We start from the raw sequence: 19,327 nt of genomic DNA on the forward strand, positions 1-19,327 counted from the left end.
ATTCTGGCGGGATTGGCAGGTAGTCTTGGCAGAGGACGATAACGGAGAGCGATCATGGTTTGGGTCAACGGTGAACGGCGGGACAGTATTGCAGCCCGCGACCGCGCAGTGCAGTTTGGTGATGGTTGTTTCACAACGGCCCGTATCCATCAGGGCAAGATCCAGCGGACTGAAGCCCATCTTTCGCGTTTACAGCAGGGCTGTGAACGACTGAAGATCGGCGATGTAGACTGGCAGCGGCTGGAAAGTGAAATGATCGGCGCGGCGGCCACCCGGGATGATGGTGTGCTGAAAGTGATCCTGACGCGCGGCAGCGGAGGGCGCGGCTACAGCACGGCGGGATGCTGCCAGCCCACGCGGGTGATTTCTCTTGCTGATTACCCGGCACACTATCATGTGCTGCGCGAGCGCGGCGTCAGGCTGGCGCTCAGCAGCGTCAGGTTGGGTAAAAACCCGCACCTTGCCGGTATCAAACATCTTAATCGCCTTGAACAGGTCTTGATCCGTACAGAGCTTGAGCAGACTACCGCCGATGAGGCACTGGTGCTTGACAGTGACGCCATGCTGGTGGAATGCTGTGCGGCTAATTTATTCTGGCGCACGGGAAATCAGGTGTTTACCCCCGATCTCAGTGCATCCGGGGTGAACGGTATTCAGCGTCAGCGGGTTATGCAGCAGGTCGTTCAACTGGGCTTTACGTTGAAAGAAGTGCGCGTAAAAATAGACGTGCTGGCCGCTGCAGAAGAAGTGCTGATCACCAATGCCCTGATGCCCGTCCTGCCAGTTTACCAGGCTGAGGAGTGGTGTTACTCCTCCCGGCAGCTGTTTAATCTGCTCAACCACCCTTTTGAATGACGCGGGATCGTTATGACTACACTCCGAAAGATTATTGTGGTGCTACTGGCCGTCGTGCTGCTGGCGGTGGCTTATGGCTACTGGCAGACGCGCCAGTTTGCCGATTCCCGGTTAACTGTGGACAGGGAAACGATATTCACCCTGCCGGCGGGATCAGGCCGCGTGGTGCTGGAAGCTCAGCTTGAGTCGAAGCATATAGTGCAACCGGGCCCGTGGTTTGGCGTACTGCTGAAACTGGAGCCCGATCTGGCAAAATTTAAAGCCGGGACCTACCGCTTTACTCCGGAGATGACCGTTCGCGAGATGCTGGCCCTGCTGGCGAGTGGAAAGGAGGCGCAATTCCCACTGCGCTTCGTGGAGGGGACGCGGATGCAGGAGTGGCTGAGCCAGCTGCGTAAGGCGCCCTATATTAAACACACCCTGCCAGATGACAAACTGGCCAGCGTGGCATCAGCGCTAAAGCTGGAAGGGGAACAGGCGGAGGTCGAAGGCTGGTTCTACCCTGATACCTATCTCTACACGGCGAACACCACCGACGTCGCGCTGCTGAAACGCGCCCACGACCGCATGGTCAGTCTGGTGGACAGCGAGTGGCAGGGAAAAATGGATAACCTGCCGTATAAAAGTAAAAATGATATGCTGACTATGGCCTCGATCATTGAAAAAGAGACGGCTGTCAGCGCCGAACGCACCCGTGTTGCCTCGGTCTTTATCAACCGGCTGCGCCTTGGAATGCGTCTGCAAACCGATCCGACCGTTATCTATGGCATGGGTGAAAGCTACAAGGGCACCCTGACGCGTAAAGATCTGGAAACGCCGACGCCGTATAATACCTATACCATCAACGGACTGCCGCCGGGTCCAATCGCCATGCCGGGTAAAGCCTCGCTGGCTGCCGCTGCACATCCCGATAAGACCAACTTCCTCTATTTTGTGGCCGATGGGAAAGGGGGACATACCTTTACCACTAATCTGGCCAGCCATAATAAAGCCGTGCAGGTCTATCGCCTGGCGATGAAGGAAAAAAATGAACAGTAAATTTATCGTTATTGAAGGTCTGGAAGGCGCAGGGAAAACCACCGCCCGTGATGCGGTAGTCAGCGAACTTCAGCGCCATGGCATTAACGACATTGTTTTCACCCGCGAACCCGGCGGTACTCCGCTCGCGGAAAAACTGCGTGAGCTGATCAAGCAGGGGATCAGTGATGAACCGGTTACCGATCGCGCCGAACTGCTGATGCTGTATGCCGCACGCGTTCAACTGGTGGAGAACGTCATCAAACCCGCACTGGCGCGGGGTGCCTGGGTGGTGGGTGACCGCCACGATCTCTCTTCGCAGGCCTATCAGGGCGGCGGGCGGCAGATGGATACCGGGCTGATGAACAGCCTGAAGCAGGCGGTGCTGGGCGATTTCGCCCCGGATTTGACGCTGTATCTGGATGTGACGCCGGAGATTGGCCTGCAGCGCGCGAGGGCGCGCGGGGCACTCGATCGTATTGAACAGGAGTCCCTGAATTTCTTTACCCGCACCCGCGATCGCTATCTGCAACTCGCCGCGGCCGACCCCCGCATTAAAACGGTGGATGCCACGCAGCCGCTGGCCCAGGTGACAGCCTCACTGCAGCAGACGCTTGGCCAGTGGTTACAGGAACAGCAATGAACTGGTATCCGTGGCTGAATCACAGCTACCGACAGATCCTCAGTCAGCATCAACAGCAGCGTGGCCATCATGCACTGCTGATACAGGCCCTTGCGGGAATGGGCGATGACGCGCTGGTCTGGGGGATCAGCCGCTGGCTGATGTGCAGGCGTCCGGAGGGGCTGAAAAGCTGCGGGGAATGCCATGCCTGCCAGCTGATGCTGGCTGGAACGCACCCTGACTGGTATCGCCTGGAGGCGGAAAAGGGCAAGAGTTCTCTCGGGGTTGATGCTATTCGTGGCGTGACCGAGAAGCTGTATCATCACGCCCAGCAGGGTGGGGCAAAGGTGGTCTGGTTGCCGGATGCCGGGCAACTGACGGAGGCCGCAGCCAATGCCCTTCTGAAGACCCTGGAGGAGCCGCCGAAGAATACCTGGTTTTTACTCAGCAGCCGTGAGCCCTCCCGGCTGCTACCCACGCTGCGCAGCCGCTGTCTGCTGTGGCATCTGGCACCGCCGGATGAAGCGCAGAGCCTGCAATGGTTACAGAAACAGTGCCCTGCCGGGGTGAACGAACGGGCTGCCGCGCTGCGTCTGTCGGCGGGTGCGCCGGCGGCAGCGCTAACGCTGCTGGAAGAAAAAACCTGGCATCAGCGCGATCTGCTTTGTCAGGCGCTGCCTGCTGCCCTGCAGGGCGATATGCTGAGTCTGCTCCCGGTGCTGCACCACGATAATGTCGCGCAGCGCATAGGCTGGCTCTGTTCATTACTGGTGGATGCGGTGAAATGGCAACAGGGCGGTGCCTCCTTTATCACCAATGTTGATCGCCAGAGTGAAGTGATGCATATCGCCGGGATGCTTCCCGCCAGTGCGCTCGATGCCAGCCTGCGGCAATGGATGATTTGCCGTGACCGCCTGTTAACGGTTGTCGCCGTTAACCGCGAACTGTTACTGACTGAACAGCTGTTGAGCTGGGAAATAATGATTAAACCGGCTTCAGCCGCTTCACCGCTTTAGAGAGTACATTATGTTTTTAGTTGATTCACACTGCCATCTTGATGGCCTGAACTACGAAACCCTGCATCAGGACGTGTCCGATGTGCTGGCAAAAGCGGCCGCGCGTGATGTGAAATTTATGCTGGCGGTAGCCACAACCCTGCCGGGCTACAAGGCAATGGTTGAGCTGATCGGTGAGCGTGACCGTGTGGCCTACTCCTGCGGCGTGCATCCTCTGAATCAGGAAGAGGCGTACGACTTTGCGGAGCTGCGCGAGCTGGCTGCTCACCCGCGCGTTGTCGCGATGGGGGAGACCGGGTTGGATTATTTCTATCAGAAGGAGACGATGGCCCGCCAGCAGGCGTCATTCCGTGAACATATTCGCGTGGGCCGCGATCTGAACAAACCGGTGATCGTGCATACCCGCGATGCCCGTGAGGACACGCTGGCCATTCTGCAGGAAGAGAAAGCAGAAGAGTGCGGCGGCGTACTGCACTGTTTTACGGAAGACCGTCAGACAGCGGAAAAGCTGCTGGATATGGGGTTCTATATTTCGTTCTCCGGAATTGCCACGTTCCGTAATGCAGAGCAGATCCGTGAAGCGGCGCGCTATGTCCCGCTCGATCGCATGCTGGTGGAAACCGACTCGCCGTATCTGGCCCCGGTACCGCATCGTGGTAAAGAAAATCAGCCTGCTTATACCCGCGACGTGGCGGAATATATGGCGGTGGTCAAAGGGGTGAGCATTGAGCAGATGGCGCAGGTGACGACGGAAAACTTTTCCCGCCTGTTCCACGTACCGATGTCACGTCTGACGGACTGACTCACCGCGCAGGATTTCTTTTAGAGCTCGTAATTAATAGCTAAAAGTCGTAAAGTGCAGCGCCATGAAAACGGGTTCTGCCTTTTTTTTGAGCAAAAAAGGGGCCATTCAGAGCCGCTTTTTCTCAGGAAATGGTGCGCGTTCAACGAAACGTGATAGCCATCAAACAAATTTGAACGGATTTATTTTACTCTTCGTAATAAATACCGAGGGCATATAAATTGCCCCACCCGTAAGAGGAACCTCCCCCTCTTGCAACGCGCACAGCGCGAAGAAAAGCACTCATACTCAGGAGCTTTACACTATGTTCAAAAATGCATTTGCGAACCTGCAAAAGGTCGGTAAATCGCTGATGTTGCCCGTATCGGTCCTGCCGATCGCGGGGATCCTGCTGGGCGTTGGTTCTGCCAACTTCGACTGGCTGCCAGCGGTCGTTTCACATGTGATGGCGGAAGCCGGTGGGTCGGTGTTCGCCAACATGCCGCTGATCTTCGCGATCGGTGTGGCTCTGGGCTTTACCAATAACGACGGTGTGTCGGCGTTGGCCGCCGTGGTAGCTTACGGCATCATGGTAAAAACCATGGCAGTCGTGGCACCGCTGGTATTACATCTGCCAGCCGAAGAAATTGCGGCGAAGCACCTGGCTGACACCGGGGTTCTGGGCGGCATTATTGCCGGTTCCATCGCAGCCTATATGTTTAACCGCTTCTACCGTATCAAGCTGCCCGAGTATCTGGGCTTCTTCGCCGGGAAACGTTTTGTCCCCATCATTTCAGGCTTCACCGCCATTTTCCTCGGTGTGGCACTCTCCTTTGTCTGGCCGCCGATTGGTACCGCGATTCAGGAGTTCTCACAGTGGGCGGCCTATCAGAACCCGGTAGTCGCTTTTGGTATCTACGGGGTGGTTGAGCGTTCGCTGGTGCCATTCGGCCTGCACCATATCTGGAACGTTCCTTTCCAGATGCAGATTGGTGAGTTCACCAATGCGGCGGGTCAGGTATTCCACGGTGATATCCCACGCTATATGGCGGGTGACCCGACGGCAGGTAAACTGTCTGGCGGCTTCCTGTTCAAAATGTACGGTCTGCCAGCCGCAGCCATTGCTATCTGGCATTCAGCAAAACCTGAAAACCGTGCCAAAGTTGGCGGGATCATGATCTCCGCAGCGTTGACGTCATTCCTGACCGGTATCACCGAACCCATTGAATTCTCGTTCATGTTTGTGGCACCGATCCTGTATGCGATTCACGCGATTCTGGCAGGCCTGGCGTTCCCTATCTGTATCCTGTTAGGGATGCGCGACGGTACCAGCTTCTCGCATGGTCTGATCGACTTTATCGTCCTGAGCGGTAACAGCAGCAAAATCTGGCTGTTCCCGATTGTAGGGATCATTTACGGTCTGGTTTACTACACCATCTTCCGCGTGCTGATTGCTAAACTGGATCTGAAAACCCCGGGCCGTGAAGACGCGACCAGCGAGCAGACGACCGGTAATGCCAGTGAAATGGCGGCTAATCTGGTGGCCGCGTTCGGTGGTAAAGAAAACATCACTAACCTGGATGCCTGTATCACTCGTCTGCGCGTCAGCGTGGCGGATGTGAGCAAAGTTGACCAGGCGGGACTGAAGAAACTGGGTGCGGCAGGCGTTGTCGTGGCAGGATCTGGCGTTCAGGCTATTTTTGGCACCAAGTCCGATAACCTGAAAACCGATATGGATGACTACATGCGTAATGCGTAATGCATGACGAATGAGCATCACGAAGGAGGGGCGCGCAGGCGCCCCTTTTTTTATGCCTCAGAGATAGACCCGCAGATACTCTGTCAGGCACAGCAGCGCCATCGCCTGGCCATAGGGCATCGAGGTCAGCGGTATCTGGCGGTAGTATTCCAGGTCGCTGCCCATGGCGGTGCCGAAAGAAACCTGGGTTAATTCCCCGTCCTCATTGATATGTGCCATCACGCCCTTCAGCGCTTTTTCTGCTACCGGATAATAGTCCCGGGAGAGGTAGCGCTTGCGAACGGCTTTCAGGATGCCGTAGGCGAAGCCAGCCGTGGCCGAGGCTTCAAGGTAGGCGTCGCGGTCGTCCAGCAGCGTGTGCCACAGCCCGCTTTCATGCTGACACGCCGCCAGCGCTTTCACCTGGCTTTCCAGCACCTGTAACAGATAACGGCGGGTGGCGTGCTGCTCCGGCCAGTTCATCAGCTCAATAAAATCCGGAATGGCAATGGTCAGCCAGCTGTTACCGCGCGCCCAGCGCGCATTGGCGAAGTTATGATGACCATCAAACGTCCAGCCGTGGAACCACAGTCCGGTCTGACGATCCATCAGATACTGGGTATGCAGCAGGAACTGGTAAGTGGCTTCTTCGACAAATTCCGGCCGGTTGAGCAACTGACCGATTTTGGCCAGCGGCATCACGCTCATCATCAGCGTGTCGTCCCACATCTGCTGGTGGTTTTCACTGTTATAAACCAGATGCTGAATGCCATTGTGCTCGGTACGCGGCATCTCATACATCACCCACTCTGCCCAGCGCTCCAGCACCGGGCGCAGCGTCGGGTCGCCGGTTTCTTCATAGCGACAGGCCAGCGTCAGAAACGGACAGACCGTATTCACATTTTTCGTTGGCGTTCCCTCCTGCAGTCGCGTGCGGAACCAGTCATCAATGCGCTGTAACGTTAGCCTGTCGCCGGTCTGCTGATAATAGTGGTACATCCCGTACAGCCCGATGCCGTGCGTCCACTCCCAGCCCGCCCAGCCTTTGGTATCAATCACCCGGCCATCATCCAGGCGCAGCAGAAACTCACCGCTTTCATCGGTAATGCCGACCAGATTGTCGCTGAGGCGGGTAATTAACTGCTGTAGCGCGGCGCGTGGCAGCAGAAAGTCGGGCTGGCGTAGCAGCGCACTGTGCTTAACCGGATAAACTGTCATCTTGGTGCTCCTGAGGTCGGATAGCGGGGAAAACGGCGCGTGTCTCGGTGAGCGCAGCCGCCTGAGGTTTATGACGATTGAGGTAACCAATATTGTTGTTACCCCAGAGATTTTCGTAAGGCATGCCCGTCAGCGTTTCCACGACGGAACGTGCCCGCGGTGTCAGCTGCTGCGGCACCGTGCCATCGGCCTCGCGCATCCTGATGGTCTCTTCCCGCAGGATCTGATGAGTGGTGAGGTTGAGCTTAAAGCGCAGGGAGATGATAAAGCCAAACGTCAGCATCGCCAGGGTCCCGAGGCTGAGGATCCACACAATGGTATGGCCGACCTGCGGCAACTGCTCTGCGCGGCCAGAAACAAAGCCGGAGAGTTGCAGAACGATCCCCACGAGCATCACCGCACCAGCCTGAGAGGCTTTGCGCGTCAGCGTCATGATCCCGGCAAAGATCCCTTCGCGGCGCTGGCCAGTGATCGCTTCATCAACATCCGCAATGTAGGTATAAATATTCCAGGGGACATAGTTAATACCGCCACGTCCCAGGCCAGCGACCGCTGAGATCAGCACCAGCAGCGCCAGATTGTTGCTCATCCCTGCATACCACAGCAGGCAGTAAGAGAGGGCGCTGGCGGCAAACAGTACCACCACCAGGCGATAGGCCGGGGCGGGCCCGATGCGGATGCACAGTGGGATCATGCCAATCACCGCAATAAACTGCAGCACGGCCATGGTCCCCATCAGATTCGAGGCCAGCTGGGCACTCTGCATCAGCACAAAGACCACATACCAGGTAAAGACTGCGTTAAACACGTCCTGAGCAATATAGCCGCCGAGGTACATGCCGAGATGCTGGCGGAAAATACGGATGCGCAGGGTGGAGGCCAGTTCAACGTAGAGGCGTTTCAGGCTCTGGCCTAACGTCAGCTGTTTTCGCTCGGCCTCAGCGCGCTTCGACTCTTCCGACAGGGCATCGGCCGGACGTTCCCAGGTAAAGAACCACACCAGGGTCAGGACAATGGCACACAGAGTCGAAAATACCAGGCTGGAATAGAAGAACGATACCGCATTGTCCTTACCAAAAATGCCCAGCAGAATGCCCGGCAGAAAGGCGGCAAGAATGGCCGAAAGCTGGGCAAGGGCAATGCGGGCACCGGAGAAGCGGGTTTTCTGCTTAAAATCGTCGGTCATTTCCGGGACCAGCGTTTCGTACGGCACCAGCACCATGGTATAGACGATGTCGAACGCCAGATAGGTCAGCAGATACCACAGGTAGCTCATATCGCCGACCCACATCAGGCTGTAGCTAAACACAGCGGGGATACCCAGTAGGATAAAGAACTTACGGCGGCCAAAGCGCTTACCCAGCCGCGTGCTGCCAAAGTTGTCGGTAAGAAACCCCATCAGCGGGCTGATAATGGCATCCAGCACCCGGGCAAGGGCAAAGATAAAGGTTGCTTCAATCGGCGTCAGGCCGCAGAAGGTGGTGTAGAAATAGAGCAGCCAGGCGGCAGTCAGCGCGGTGGTACCGGCGCCAAGAAAATCACCGGAGCCGTAGGCAAGATAATTTGCCAGTCCGATCTTACGGGTACGCATCAGGAAACTCCTTGTGCTGTGGGGTGGAATGAACCACATGTTCCGGACAACTCAGGCGGATGCTGAAAAAATAGAGCGTTAGTCGTGGCTGAACCTTGTCATTTTTGCCGCAGCGGAGCATCCGGTGGCAAAATTCCCGCTATCAGGATGCCCGATATCTAAATTTATAAAACAGCGTTTCGTTTTTATAGGTTTTAGGGTTCATTTTTAGGTGTGGCGCACATAAATGCGCCGCCGGAAGGCAGACCGGCAGAAAAAATGGCGTAAACGCGCGCGGTCGGAGAAAGAAAAGTCAGTTGCAGGTTGAAAGAAAACGATTTTCTCGCTCATACTGCGTTAACTTGAATAGCAAGATCATAAGGACAGATAGCATGGCTGAAGAAACGATTTTCAGTAAAATCATTCGCCGTGAAATCCCGGCCAATATCGTCTATCAGGATGAGCTGGTCACTGCGTTTCGCGATATCGCCCCTCAGGCACCCACGCACATCCTCATCGTGCCCAACCTGCTAATTGCGACAGCAAACGATGCGGTGGCCGGTCACGAGGCGGCGCTGGGGCGGATGATCACCGTGGCGGCGAAAATCGCCAAAGAGGAAGGGATCGCCGAAGACGGCTACCGCCTGATCATGAACTGTAATAAACATGGCGGTCAGGAGGTTTATCACATCCACCTGCATCTCGTCGGTGGCCGACCTTTAGGCCCTATGCTGGCATCGTAATGCCAATGACAGAGAAATGACGCTATGCGGGCAAGCTTAACGGCTTTAACGTTGCTGACAGCCTTAGCGGGCTGCAGCAGCGATCGGACGACGATCAATACGTCGCAGTCACTGATCATGGAGTCTTCGGTCCTGTCCGCCGGGATCACCACCGATGAACCGACCATTCGGGAAACAGAAGGGCAGCAGCGCGCGTCAGCGGTGTTATTTAATCAGCAGGAAAAACCGGTCCAGGTCTCCTACCGTTTCTACTGGTATGATGAAAAGGGTCTGGAGATTATACCGTTTGAACGACCGCGAACCCTGACGGTACCTGCCCACGGTAAAGCCGAAATTTCATCACAAACCGGTAATCTGACGGCAAGCAAAGTTCGTCTCTATCTGTATCTGTAAGGAGTTATCGCGTGAACAGCAATATGATTAAACTTTCAGGCGTGCTGATGCTGGCGCTGTTTCTTACCGGCTGTCTGACCCGGCAGCCGGAGCCGCAGCAGCCCGCGCCAGTTGAGCCGGTTCAGCCGCCGATCACCGTGCCGGAGCAGCCTCAGCCTGAACCAGGGCAGACGGTGCCGCAGCCGCCAAAAATGCAGACGCTGAACTGGCCTGCCAGCGTGTCACCGCTGGTGGCGCAGATGCTGAAAGCTGAAGGTATTACGCCGGGTAGCGTGCTGCTGGTGGACAACGTAAAAAACAGCACCAACGGCAGCCTGCAAAGTGCGAAGGCCACGGCCGCGCTGCAGGGCGCACTGCAGGGAAACAGTCAGTTTACCCTGGTGACGCCGCAGCAGATGGCGGTAGCAAAGCAAACCCTGGGCCTGTCGGCGGAAGACAGCCTGGTTTCGCGCAGTAAAGCTATCGGTCTGGCCCGCTACGTCGGCGCTCAGTATGTGCTTTACAGCAATGCGAAAGGGGATGTGAAATCACCGACGCTGCAAATGCAGCTGATGCTGGTGCAGACCGGTGAAATTATCTGGTCGGGCAGCGGTGCAGTCCTGCACTGATCGGGCCCTTGAACGGCTGATCACGCAACATTTTCCGGCGGCGCAAGCCGCCGCTTCTTTTTCTCCTCTGGCCGGCTTGAGCGGCTACAGCGTCCGGGTCTCGCTGGGAGAGGTGCAGCTGCTGGCACGACAGGCGGCAGGGGCGCTCACGATGCCTGGCGTTAACCGCCAGCGTGAGTATCGTCTGCTGCGACGGCTGGCCCCCGGTGGGCTGGTGCCCCGCGTTTACGGATGCAACAGGCACTGGCTGCTGCTGGCCTGGCAGCCCGGAAAGGTGCTGTCCGCCGGTGAGTGGGACCGCTGGCAGGATCGCGTGGTGGATGAGGTGGCGCGTCTTCATTGTCAGCCATTGACGGGCTATCCGCTGCGGCTGCTGCCGCTGCTTGAGGACTACTGGCAGCGCAGCGTCCCCGCCCGGCGGCAGATCCACTGGCTGCGGGCGCTGAAACGCTGTCAGCGCGAGGGCGAACCGAAGGCGTTGCGCACCGGCGTACTGCATATGGATATTCACAGCGGTAACCTGATTGCCGAAGGCGATCGGCTGCGGCTGATTGACTGGGAGTATGCCGGGGACGGGGATACCGCGCTGGAGCTGGCGGCGATCGCGATGGGTAACGGATTGAATGCGTTACAACAGCAGCGCCTGATCGCCCGTTACGCCAGCCGCCAGCACTGGGATGAGGATACGCTACGGCGTCAGGTTAACCGCTGGCAGCCGTGGCTGGCACTGCTGGCGACCAGCTGGTACGAACTGCGCTGGCAGCAGAGTGGTGAACAACATTTTCAGACGCTGGCAGCCGCAGGCTGGCAGCGCATATCATCAGGTAAGAGGTGAAGTGTGGGACCGGTAATGTTAGACGTGCAGGGCTACGAGCTGGATGCGGAAGAGCGTGAAATTTTACAACATCCGCTGGTGGGCGGGCTGATCCTGTTCAGCCGTAACTACCACGATCCGGCGCAGCTGCGGGAGCTGGTACGGCAAATCCGTGCGGCGTCACGCCACCGTCTGGTGGTGGCCGTGGATCAGGAAGGGGGGCGCGTACAGCGCTTCCGCGACGGCTTTACCCGTCTGCCCGCCATGCAGGCGTTTGCGGCGCTGCATCAGGGCGCAGAGGCTGAATCTCTGGCGCAGCAGGCAGGCTGGCTGATGGCGTCTGAGATGATTGCGATGGATATCGATATCAGCTTCGCCCCGGTGCTGGACATTGGCCACGGCAGCGCGGCCATTGGTGAACGTTCCTTCCATGAAGATCCGGCTATTGCTGTGCAAATGGCACGCAGCTTTATTCGCGGTATGCACGAGGCGGGGATGAAAACCACCGGGAAGCACTTCCCCGGGCATGGTGCAGTCAGTGCCGATTCTCATAAGGAAACGCCCCGCGATACGCGCAGCGAAGCGGAGATCCGCCGGCATGATATGCCGATCTTTCAGCAGCTGATTGCCGAACAGGCACTGGATGCCATTATGCCTGCCCATGTTATCTATACTGAGGTGGATCCGCGTCCGGCCAGCGGTTCATCACACTGGCTGAAAACGGTGCTGCGTCAGGAGCTGGGGTTTGACGGCGTCATTTTCTCTGACGATTTGTCGATGGAGGGGGCAGCGATCATGGGCAGCTATGCTGAGCGCGGTCAGGCTGCGCTGGATGCCGGCTGTGACATGATCCTGGTCTGTAATAATCGTCAGGGGGCGGTGAGCGTGCTGGATAACCTGTCGCCGATCAATGCTGAAAGAGTGACGCAGCTTTACCATCAGGGTTCGTTTACCCGTCAGCAACTGCGGGACTCGTCGCGCTGGAAAGAGACCAGTGCCACACTGAGCCAGCTGCAGGAACGCTGGCTGGACCACAAAGCGGCGTCGGGCCTCTGATCGAAGGCGGCCCGCGGCGCAACAACGGTGAGGATGAGCATGATTATTTATCTGCACGGTTTTGATTCAAACAGCCCGGGCAACCATGAGAAAGTCCTGCAGCTGCAGTTTATCGATCCGGATGTCCGGTTGCTGAGTTACAGCACCCGGCATCCGAAGCACGATATGCAGCACCTGCTGAAAGAAGCTTACAAGATGTTGCAGCAGAGCGATGACGAGCGGCCGCTGATCTGCGGCGTGGGTCTCGGGGGCTACTGGGCTGAACGAATCGGCTTTCTCTGTGATGTCCGGCAGGTGATGTTTAATCCCAACCTGTGGCCGCAGGAAGTGATGCAGGGCAGGATCGATCGCCCGGAAGAGTATGCCGATATCGCCACCAAATGCGTGGGTAACTTTCGTGAGAAAAATCGTGACCGCTGCCTGACTTTTCTCTCCCGCCATGATGACGTCCTGGATAATCAGCGCAGTGCCGCCGGGTTACAGCCCTTTTATGAACTGGTCTGGGATGAAGTGGAAGGGCATAAGTTCAGCAACATCTCTCACCACCTTCCCCGTATTAAAGCTTTTAAATCGTTAGGTTAAACAGCCTCTTCCTCTGTAATTAAGCTGCATCACGCCCGCTAAAAGGCGGGCGGGTGGCAGGGTCTTTATTCGTAATATTCTTAGTTTTGCCAATAAAATTGACCAAGATCAATTTTCTTATAACAGATGAATTCCCTCGTGCTATTCTGACCCCAGCTCGCGAATTAATATCGCCAACCCTATGTTAATTAAGGTTATTTATTTAACTTTTAATTAACGATTGGTTCACTTTTAGAGAGGGTCGTTTGACAACACCTATGAAAAAAATTGTTATCATTGGCGGGGGGGCCGGGGGGCTTGAACTGGCTACCCAGCTGGGACATAAACTTGGCCGTAAGAAAAAAGCCCACATCACTCTGGTGGATCGTAATCACAGCCACCTGTGGAAACCGTTGTTACATGAAGTGGCCACCGGCTCACTCGATGAAGGCATCGATGGCCTGAGTTACCTGGCCCATGCACACAAGCATGGCTTCAGCTTCCAGCTGGGGACGCTGACCGATCTCGACCGCGAAAATAACCGTCTGCAACTGGCCGAAATTCGCGATGCGCAGGGTGAATTGCTGGTGCCACAGCGTGAACTGGCCTATGACACGCTGGTCATGGCGCTGGGGAGCACTTCTAACGACTTCGGTACCCCCGGGGTGAAAGAGAACTGCATCTTCCTGGATAACCCGCACCAGGCACGCCGCTTCCATAACGAGATGCTGAACCTGTTCCTGAAGTTTTCTGCCAGCGAGGAACCGCAGGCTAAGGTCAATATTGCCATTGTCGGCGGGGGAGCTACCGGCGTGGAGCTGTCCGCCGAGCTGCATAACGCGGTGAAGCAGCTGCACAGCTATGGTTATAAAGGGCTCGACAGCCAGGCGCTGAACGTCACGCTGGTGGAAGCCGGAGAGCGCATTCTCCCGGTCCTGCCGCCGCGTATCTCCAGCGCGGCCCACAGTGAGCTGACCAAGCTTGGCGTACGCGTCCTGACCCAGACAATGGTCACCAGCGCGGATAAAAATGGCCTGAACACCAAATCGGGTGAGTTTATTGATGCTGATCTGATGGTCTGGGCGGCGGGGATAAAAGCCCCTGACTTTATGAAAGATCTGGGCGGTCTGGAAACCAACCGTATTAACCAGCTGGTGGTGGAACCGACGCTGCAGACCACCCGAGACCCGAATATTTACGCCATCGGTGACTGCGCCTCCTGTGCGCTGCCGTCGGGTGGTTTCGTGCCGCCGCGAGCCCAGTCTGCGCATCAGATGGCCTCCCGCGTGCTGGCCAATATTCTGGCTGAGATGAAAGGGCAACCGCAGAAACCTTACGTTTATAAAGATCACGGGTCTCTGGTGTCGCTGTCTCGTTTCAGTACCGTTGGTAGCCTGATGGGCAACCTGATGCGGGGCTCAATGATGGTAGAAGGGCGCATCGCGCGCGTCGTCTATATTTCGCTGTATCGTATGCATCAGGTGGCGCTGCACGGCTACTTCAAGACCGGGCTGATGATGCTGGTGGGCAGTATCAACCGCGTCATCCGACCTCGTCTGAAACTACACTGACAGGGGGCTGCCCCCGGATCCGTGCAGGTACACGCGGCTTATCCTCCCCGGTCTTTATCGGGCGGTGATAAGCTGCGCTTCTGACCCGACAGTAAAACTCCCTCGTTAAGAAGACTCTTAAAAGCTTTCTCTTATCATGCTGGATCTAATTTTCGTCCAGTATTCTTATTGTCACAATCTCCGGCTCACCGCAGAATTACGCTTAATTACCACGGTGCGTCGCGCACGCCGGGAATGCCATATCTGCGACAGGATGTCGCAACAGGCAAGAATGCGCGGTAACAATGTCAGGAGGTTTTCCTGTGAATAAATCAATGTTAGCGGGTATTGGAATTGGTGTTGCTGCGGCATTAGGCGTGGCAACGGTCGCCAGTATGAATGTGTTCGATCGCAGCCCGCAGTATGCGCAGGTGCTTTCAGCCACCCCGATTAAAGAAACCCTGAAGAACCCGCGTCAGGAGTGCCGAAACGTGACGCTGACTCATCGTCGTGCCGTACAGGACGAAAACCGTATTGCGGGTTCCGTGCTGGGCGCGGTAGCCGGTGGGGTGCTGGGACACCAGTTTGGCGGCGGTCGCGGCCGCGACGTCGCAACGGTAGCGGGTGCGCTGGCCGGTGGCTACGGCGGTAACCAGGTGCAGGGCGCCATGCAGGATCGTGACACCTACACCACGACCGAGCAGCGTTGTAAAACTGTCTATGACAAACAGGAAAAAATGCTGGGCTATGACGTCACCTACAAGATTGGCGACCAGCAGGGAAAAATCCGAATGGAGAATGACCCCGGCACACGTATTCCGCTGGATAATAACGGCCAGCTGGTGCTGAATGATAAAGCCTGATAACGCGGCATAATGAATGTGAAAAAGGGACCGGCTGGTCCCTTTTTTTATGGCCCGCAGACAAGACATATCCCGATGAGGGAGGTCGCCCTCATCGGGAGCAGGGGCTACGCCGTGGTATGCTCCATCATCTGCCCGAGCAGCGTCTGCACCCAGCTCATCCGCACCTTACGCTCACCCAGGTCCCGCATAAACTTCAGCCGGGTGGGGCCATCCAGACGCCAGTGCTGCGGCTCCTTCTGTAACAGCCCAATCAGCCACACCGGATCGACCTTATTCTTCTCGGCAAACTCGATAAATCCGCCTTTCTCGCTGGCCTCGACCTTGCGGATCCCCAGGGTTTTCGCCACCAGACGCAGGGAGGCAATATCCAGCAGATTACGCGCGGCATCCGGCAGCAGGCCGAAGCGGTCTATCAGTTCAACTTTCAGGTCGTCCAGCTCAGCGGCCTGCCCGGCGCTGGCAATGCGCTTATAGAACGACAGGCGGGTGTTCACGTCCGGGATAAAGTCTTCGGGCAGCAGCGCCGGCATGCGCAGCTCAATCTCGGTCTGGCTGTTGGTCAGATCTTCCAGCGACGGCTCACGCCCCTCTTTCAGAGCATCTACTGCGTTTTCCAGCAGCTCCATATAGAGAGAGAAACCGATGGTTTCCATCTGGCCGCTCTGGCCCTCACCCAGCAGCTCGCCGGCACCGCGGATTTCCAGGTCATGAGTAGCCAGGGCAAACCCGGCCCCCAGATCCTCCAGCGACGCCAGCGCTTCCAGACGCTTATGGGCGTCTGTGGTCATGGCTTTAGGATGTGGCGTCAGAAGCCACGCATACGCCTGGTGGTGCGAACGGCCAACGCGGCCACGCAGCTGGTGCAGCTGCGCTAGGCCGAAGTGGTCGGCGCGTTCAATCACAATGGTATTGGCGGTGGGAATATCGATGCCGGTTTCAATAATGGTGGTACAGACCAGCACGTTGAAACGCTGGTGATGAAAGTCATTCATCACCCGCTCCAGCTCACGCTCACGCATCTGACCGTGACCGACGGCGACACGTGCCTCCGGGACCAGGTCTGAGAGGCGTTTGGCGGCCTTTTCAATATTCTCCACGTCGTTATACAGATAGTACACCTGGCCGCCGCGCAGTACTTCACGCAGGATCGCCTCACGCACCACCATATCGTCGTATTCACGCACGAAGGTTTTAACCGCCAGTCGGCGGGCGGGCGGGGTGGCAATAATCGACAGATCGCGCATTCCGCTCATCGCCATATTCAGGGTTCGCGGGATTGGGGTGGCCGTCAGGGTCAGGATATCCACATCAGCGCGCATGGCTTTGATGCGCTCTTTATGACGCACGCCAAAGCGGTGCTCTTCATCCACAATCAGCAGCCCCAGATCGCGCCATTTGATCTCATTCTGTAACAGCTTATGGGTACCGATAAGAATATCAACTTTGCCTTCCTGGGCTTCCGCCATCACCTGCGCCTGCTCTTTGGCGGTACGGAAGCGCGACAGCATCTCAATACGCACCGGCCAGTTGGCGAAGCGGTCGCGGAAGTTATCGTAATGCTGCTGGGCAAGCAGGGTGGTCGGGACCAGCACGGCCACCTGCTTGTGGTTTTCTACCGCCAGGAAGGCGGCACGCATGGCCACTTCGGTTTTACCGAATCCGACATCGCCACAGACGAGGCGATCCATGGCCAGCGGCTGGCACATATCACTGAGTACCGCATTGATTGCCTGGGCCTGGTCGGGTGTCGTTTCAAACGGGAAGCTTTCACAAAACAGCTGATACTGCTGCTTATCGTGTTTAAAGGCGAAGCCGGTTTTCGCCGCACGCTGGGCGTAAATATCCAGCAGTTCTGCGGCGACATCGCGCACTTTTTCAGCCGCTTTTTGCCGGGCACGGGACCAGGCATCGCTGCCCAGCTTATGCTGGGGGGCGTTCTCTTCTGCGCCACCGGCATAGCGGCTGATCAGATGCAGGGAGGACACCGGGACATAGAGTTTGGCATCTCCGGCATAGGCCAGCATCAGGTATTCCGCCTGGATACCGCCGGTTTCCAGCGTACTCAGGCCGATATAGCGGCCCACACCGTGCTCGAGATGGACCACCGGCTGGCCGGGACGCAGCTCCGCGAGGTTACGGATCAGCACGTCAGGGTTGATGGTGCGGCGGCTGTCCTGGCGGCGGCGGCTGACGCGTTCGCCCAGCAAATCACTTTCACAGATCAGGGCACGATGGCGCAGGCCGTCGATAAACCCGTGCTCGCTGGCGCCGATCAGCAGGTAGTGGCCGGGACGGTCAGCCTGCGGCAGGGAGTCAATGGCTGCGGGCTTCAGTTTGATCCTGGCGAGTAATTCCTGCAGGGTTTCGCGACGCCCTTCACTTTCCACGGAGAAGACGACCGGGCCGTCGAAAGACTCCAGGAAGCGACGAAGCGCATCCAGCGGCGCTTTGGCCTGCGCCTGTACCGCCAGGTCCGGCAGCGTTTCGTAATGCAGGTTGGTATTGGCGGCTTTTTCAGGCAGCAGATCGGTTCGCAGCTGAATGCGTGGCCACTGCTTCAGTTCGCTGAACAGCTCTTCTTTGCGCAGCCACAGGGTAGGCGGCGGTAGTAGCGGACGCATCGGGTCAACGCGGCGGTTTTCGTAACGCGCATTCACATCCTGCCAGAAACGTTCGGCGCTGCTTTCCAGATCGCCTGAAATCACCATCAGCGTACCGGCGGGCAGGTAGCTGAACAGGGCAGGAAGGGGTTGTTCGAAAAACAGGGGCTGCCAGTACTCAATCCCGGCGGGCAGCGTGCCTTTACTGACCTGCTGATAAATGTGTTCCGGTTCACGGCGTACGTCGAAGTGCTCACGCCACTGGGTGCGGAACAGTTCGATGGCATTTTTATCCGTCGGGAATTCATGGGCAGGCAGCAGATTGATGGCGGCCACTTCTTCCTGGGTGCGCTGGCTGTCGACGTCGAACAGACGAAGGCTGTCGATCTCATCATCGAAGAAGTCGATACGGTAAGGACGCTCACTGCCCATTGGATAGAGGTCCAGCAGTGCCCCGCGTGTAGCAAATTCACCGTGGGCCATCACCTGATCCACGCTGCGGTAGCCTGCCTGTTCAAGCTGGGCACGGAGTTTATCGCGCGACAGCTTCTGCCCTTTTTTCATCACCAGCGCGTGGCCGTTGAGGAAGGTATGCGGGCAGACACGCTGCATCAGCGTATTGACGGGCATGATCAGCAGCCCGCGCTCCAGCGTCGGCAACTGATAAAGGGTGGACAGTCGGGAGGAGATGATTTCCTGATGTGGAGAGAAGCTGTCGAAAGGCAGCGTTTCCCAGTCGGCCAGCGCCATTACGGGATGCGAGGTGAACTGTTTGATTTCATCCTGCAGGCGCAGGGCATTCTGCATATCCTGCGCAATCAGTATGACCAGTCCATGATGACGTTCAACAATTTCGGCGCATTCAACGGCGCAGGCCGCGCCGGTAAGCTGGCCGAGCTGGCGCTGGTCACCTGCTCTGGTCGGCAGGTCATAACGGTAGAGTTCAGGCATAATGAGTTAGACGGTCTCTTTAATAAGGGAGATCGGAAGCCCTGGCGTGCCGGGTGGTCCCGATTCAGCTAAAGAGAGTATACCCTGATTTTACCGCTTGTTGGACGCAACGCACTATTTTGCTGATGGCTGACCCGGATACCGGCTCGGACGGTCAATATTTGCCCAGACCAGTTCTTTTTCAGCGTGATAGCTGTGGTTGCCGTCATCCCATTTAATGTAATATCCTGCGTATTGTGCGCCCTGTTCGAAAACATTCAGAACCACACCTTTAATCTGGCCAGTTTTATGGCGCACAATACTGCCTTTAGGAAATCGGAACATGACTACCTCCTGAACCAGCAGAATGTCAGGCAAACCTTGTTAAT

At 57.1% G+C, this 19,327-nt stretch carries 18 protein-coding genes; 14 read left to right on the forward strand and 4 right to left on the reverse strand.

The genetic code is table 11. The features are described from left to right. Window positions 1-54: 54 nt before the first annotated feature. The 6 genes from pabC (at window position 55) to ptsG (ending at window position 6,050) form a co-directional block, all read left to right on the forward strand. Entirely contained in the window at window positions 55-855 is an 801-nt protein-coding gene (gene pabC / locus ACZ3HG_RS00285) for an aminodeoxychorismate lyase (RefSeq protein WP_191933175.1), read from the forward strand. A 12-nt stretch (window positions 856-867) separates the two neighbouring features. Beyond that, window positions 868-1,893 (forward strand): cell division protein YceG, encoded by a 1,026-nt coding sequence (yceG, locus tag ACZ3HG_RS00290; RefSeq protein ID WP_191933174.1) that lies wholly within the window; start codon window positions 868-870, stop codon window positions 1,891-1,893. Further along, entirely contained in the window at window positions 1,883-2,515 is a 633-nt protein-coding gene (gene tmk / locus ACZ3HG_RS00295) for a dTMP kinase (protein WP_191933173.1), read from the forward strand. Before yceG ends, tmk begins: the two co-directional genes overlap by 11 nt. Further along, a complete protein-coding gene (gene holB / locus ACZ3HG_RS00300) occupies window positions 2,512-3,510 on the forward strand; it encodes a DNA polymerase III subunit delta' (protein WP_191933172.1) in 999 nt (332 codons plus the stop codon). The genes tmk and holB overlap by 4 nt, the downstream gene beginning before the upstream one ends. A 10-nt stretch (window positions 3,511-3,520) precedes the next feature. Further along, a complete protein-coding gene (locus ACZ3HG_RS00305; RefSeq protein ID WP_191933171.1) occupies window positions 3,521-4,312 on the forward strand; it encodes a metal-dependent hydrolase in 792 nt (263 codons plus the stop codon). A 304-nt stretch (window positions 4,313-4,616) separates the two neighbouring features. Continuing rightward, window positions 4,617-6,050, forward strand: coding sequence for a PTS glucose transporter subunit IIBC (gene ptsG / locus ACZ3HG_RS00310; protein ID WP_191933170.1), 1,434 nt, complete (start codon window positions 4,617-4,619; stop codon window positions 6,048-6,050). Window positions 6,051-6,107: 57 nt separating this feature from the next. Here the strand turns inward: ptsG and bglB are convergent, their stop codons facing one another. Beyond that, complete coding sequence (gene bglB, locus ACZ3HG_RS00315; RefSeq protein ID WP_191933169.1) at window positions 6,108-7,247, reverse strand: beta-galactosidase BglB; 1,140 nt, start codon at window positions 7,245-7,247, stop codon at window positions 6,108-6,110. Beyond that, window positions 7,228-8,838 (reverse strand): MFS transporter, encoded by a 1,611-nt coding sequence (locus tag ACZ3HG_RS00320; RefSeq protein ID WP_465331296.1) that lies wholly within the window; start codon window positions 8,836-8,838, stop codon window positions 7,228-7,230. Before ACZ3HG_RS00320 ends, bglB begins: the two co-directional genes overlap by 20 nt. Before the next feature lie 371 nt (window positions 8,839-9,209). On the opposite strand from ACZ3HG_RS00320, the gene hinT reads away from it, so the two are divergent. The 8 genes from hinT (at window position 9,210) to ACZ3HG_RS00360 (ending at window position 15,405) form a co-directional block, all read left to right on the forward strand. Continuing rightward, window positions 9,210-9,560 carry a purine nucleoside phosphoramidase gene (hinT, locus tag ACZ3HG_RS00325; protein WP_191933167.1) on the forward strand — a complete coding sequence of 117 codons (351 nt, stop codon included), beginning with the start codon at window positions 9,210-9,212 and terminating at the stop codon, window positions 9,558-9,560. A 24-nt stretch (window positions 9,561-9,584) separates the two neighbouring features. Beyond that, window positions 9,585-9,953: a YcfL family putative periplasmic lipoprotein gene (locus tag ACZ3HG_RS00330; protein WP_191933166.1), complete on the forward strand. Its 369-nt coding sequence runs from the start codon at window positions 9,585-9,587 to the stop codon at window positions 9,951-9,953. A gap of 23 nt (window positions 9,954-9,976) precedes the next feature. Continuing rightward, window positions 9,977-10,561, forward strand: a complete 585-nt coding sequence (lpoB, locus tag ACZ3HG_RS00335; protein ID WP_191933642.1) for a penicillin-binding protein activator LpoB — start codon at window positions 9,977-9,979, stop codon at window positions 10,559-10,561. Beyond that, window positions 10,545-11,396, forward strand: a complete 852-nt coding sequence (gene thiK / locus ACZ3HG_RS00340) for a thiamine kinase (protein ID WP_191933641.1) — start codon at window positions 10,545-10,547, stop codon at window positions 11,394-11,396. Before lpoB ends, thiK begins: the two co-directional genes overlap by 17 nt. 3 nt (window positions 11,397-11,399) lie before the next feature. Beyond that, window positions 11,400-12,431: a beta-N-acetylhexosaminidase gene (nagZ, locus tag ACZ3HG_RS00345; RefSeq protein ID WP_191933165.1), complete on the forward strand. Its 1,032-nt coding sequence runs from the start codon at window positions 11,400-11,402 to the stop codon at window positions 12,429-12,431. Between the two features lie 39 nt (window positions 12,432-12,470). Then, window positions 12,471-13,013, forward strand: a complete 543-nt coding sequence (gene ycfP / locus ACZ3HG_RS00350; RefSeq protein WP_191933640.1) for an alpha/beta hydrolase YcfP — start codon at window positions 12,471-12,473, stop codon at window positions 13,011-13,013. Window positions 13,014-13,258: 245 nt separating this feature from the next. Beyond that, window positions 13,259-14,563, forward strand: a complete 1,305-nt coding sequence (locus tag ACZ3HG_RS00355) for an NAD(P)/FAD-dependent oxidoreductase (protein ID WP_191933164.1) — start codon at window positions 13,259-13,261, stop codon at window positions 14,561-14,563. Between the two features lie 302 nt (window positions 14,564-14,865). Continuing rightward, complete coding sequence (locus ACZ3HG_RS00360) at window positions 14,866-15,405, forward strand: glycine zipper 2TM domain-containing protein (protein WP_062743712.1); 540 nt, start codon at window positions 14,866-14,868, stop codon at window positions 15,403-15,405. A 107-nt stretch (window positions 15,406-15,512) separates the two neighbouring features. Here ACZ3HG_RS00360 and mfd read toward each other — a convergent pair whose 3' ends face one another. Continuing rightward, window positions 15,513-18,959, reverse strand: a complete 3,447-nt coding sequence (mfd, locus tag ACZ3HG_RS00365; protein ID WP_191937272.1) for a transcription-repair coupling factor — start codon at window positions 18,957-18,959, stop codon at window positions 15,513-15,515. A 114-nt stretch (window positions 18,960-19,073) separates the two neighbouring features. Next, window positions 19,074-19,283, reverse strand: coding sequence for a hypothetical protein (locus ACZ3HG_RS00370; RefSeq protein WP_191933162.1), 210 nt, complete (start codon window positions 19,281-19,283; stop codon window positions 19,074-19,076). Between the last annotated feature and the right edge of the window lie 44 nt (window positions 19,284-19,327).

This window comes from Erwinia sp. PME.40.26/001, assembly GCF_055556675.1.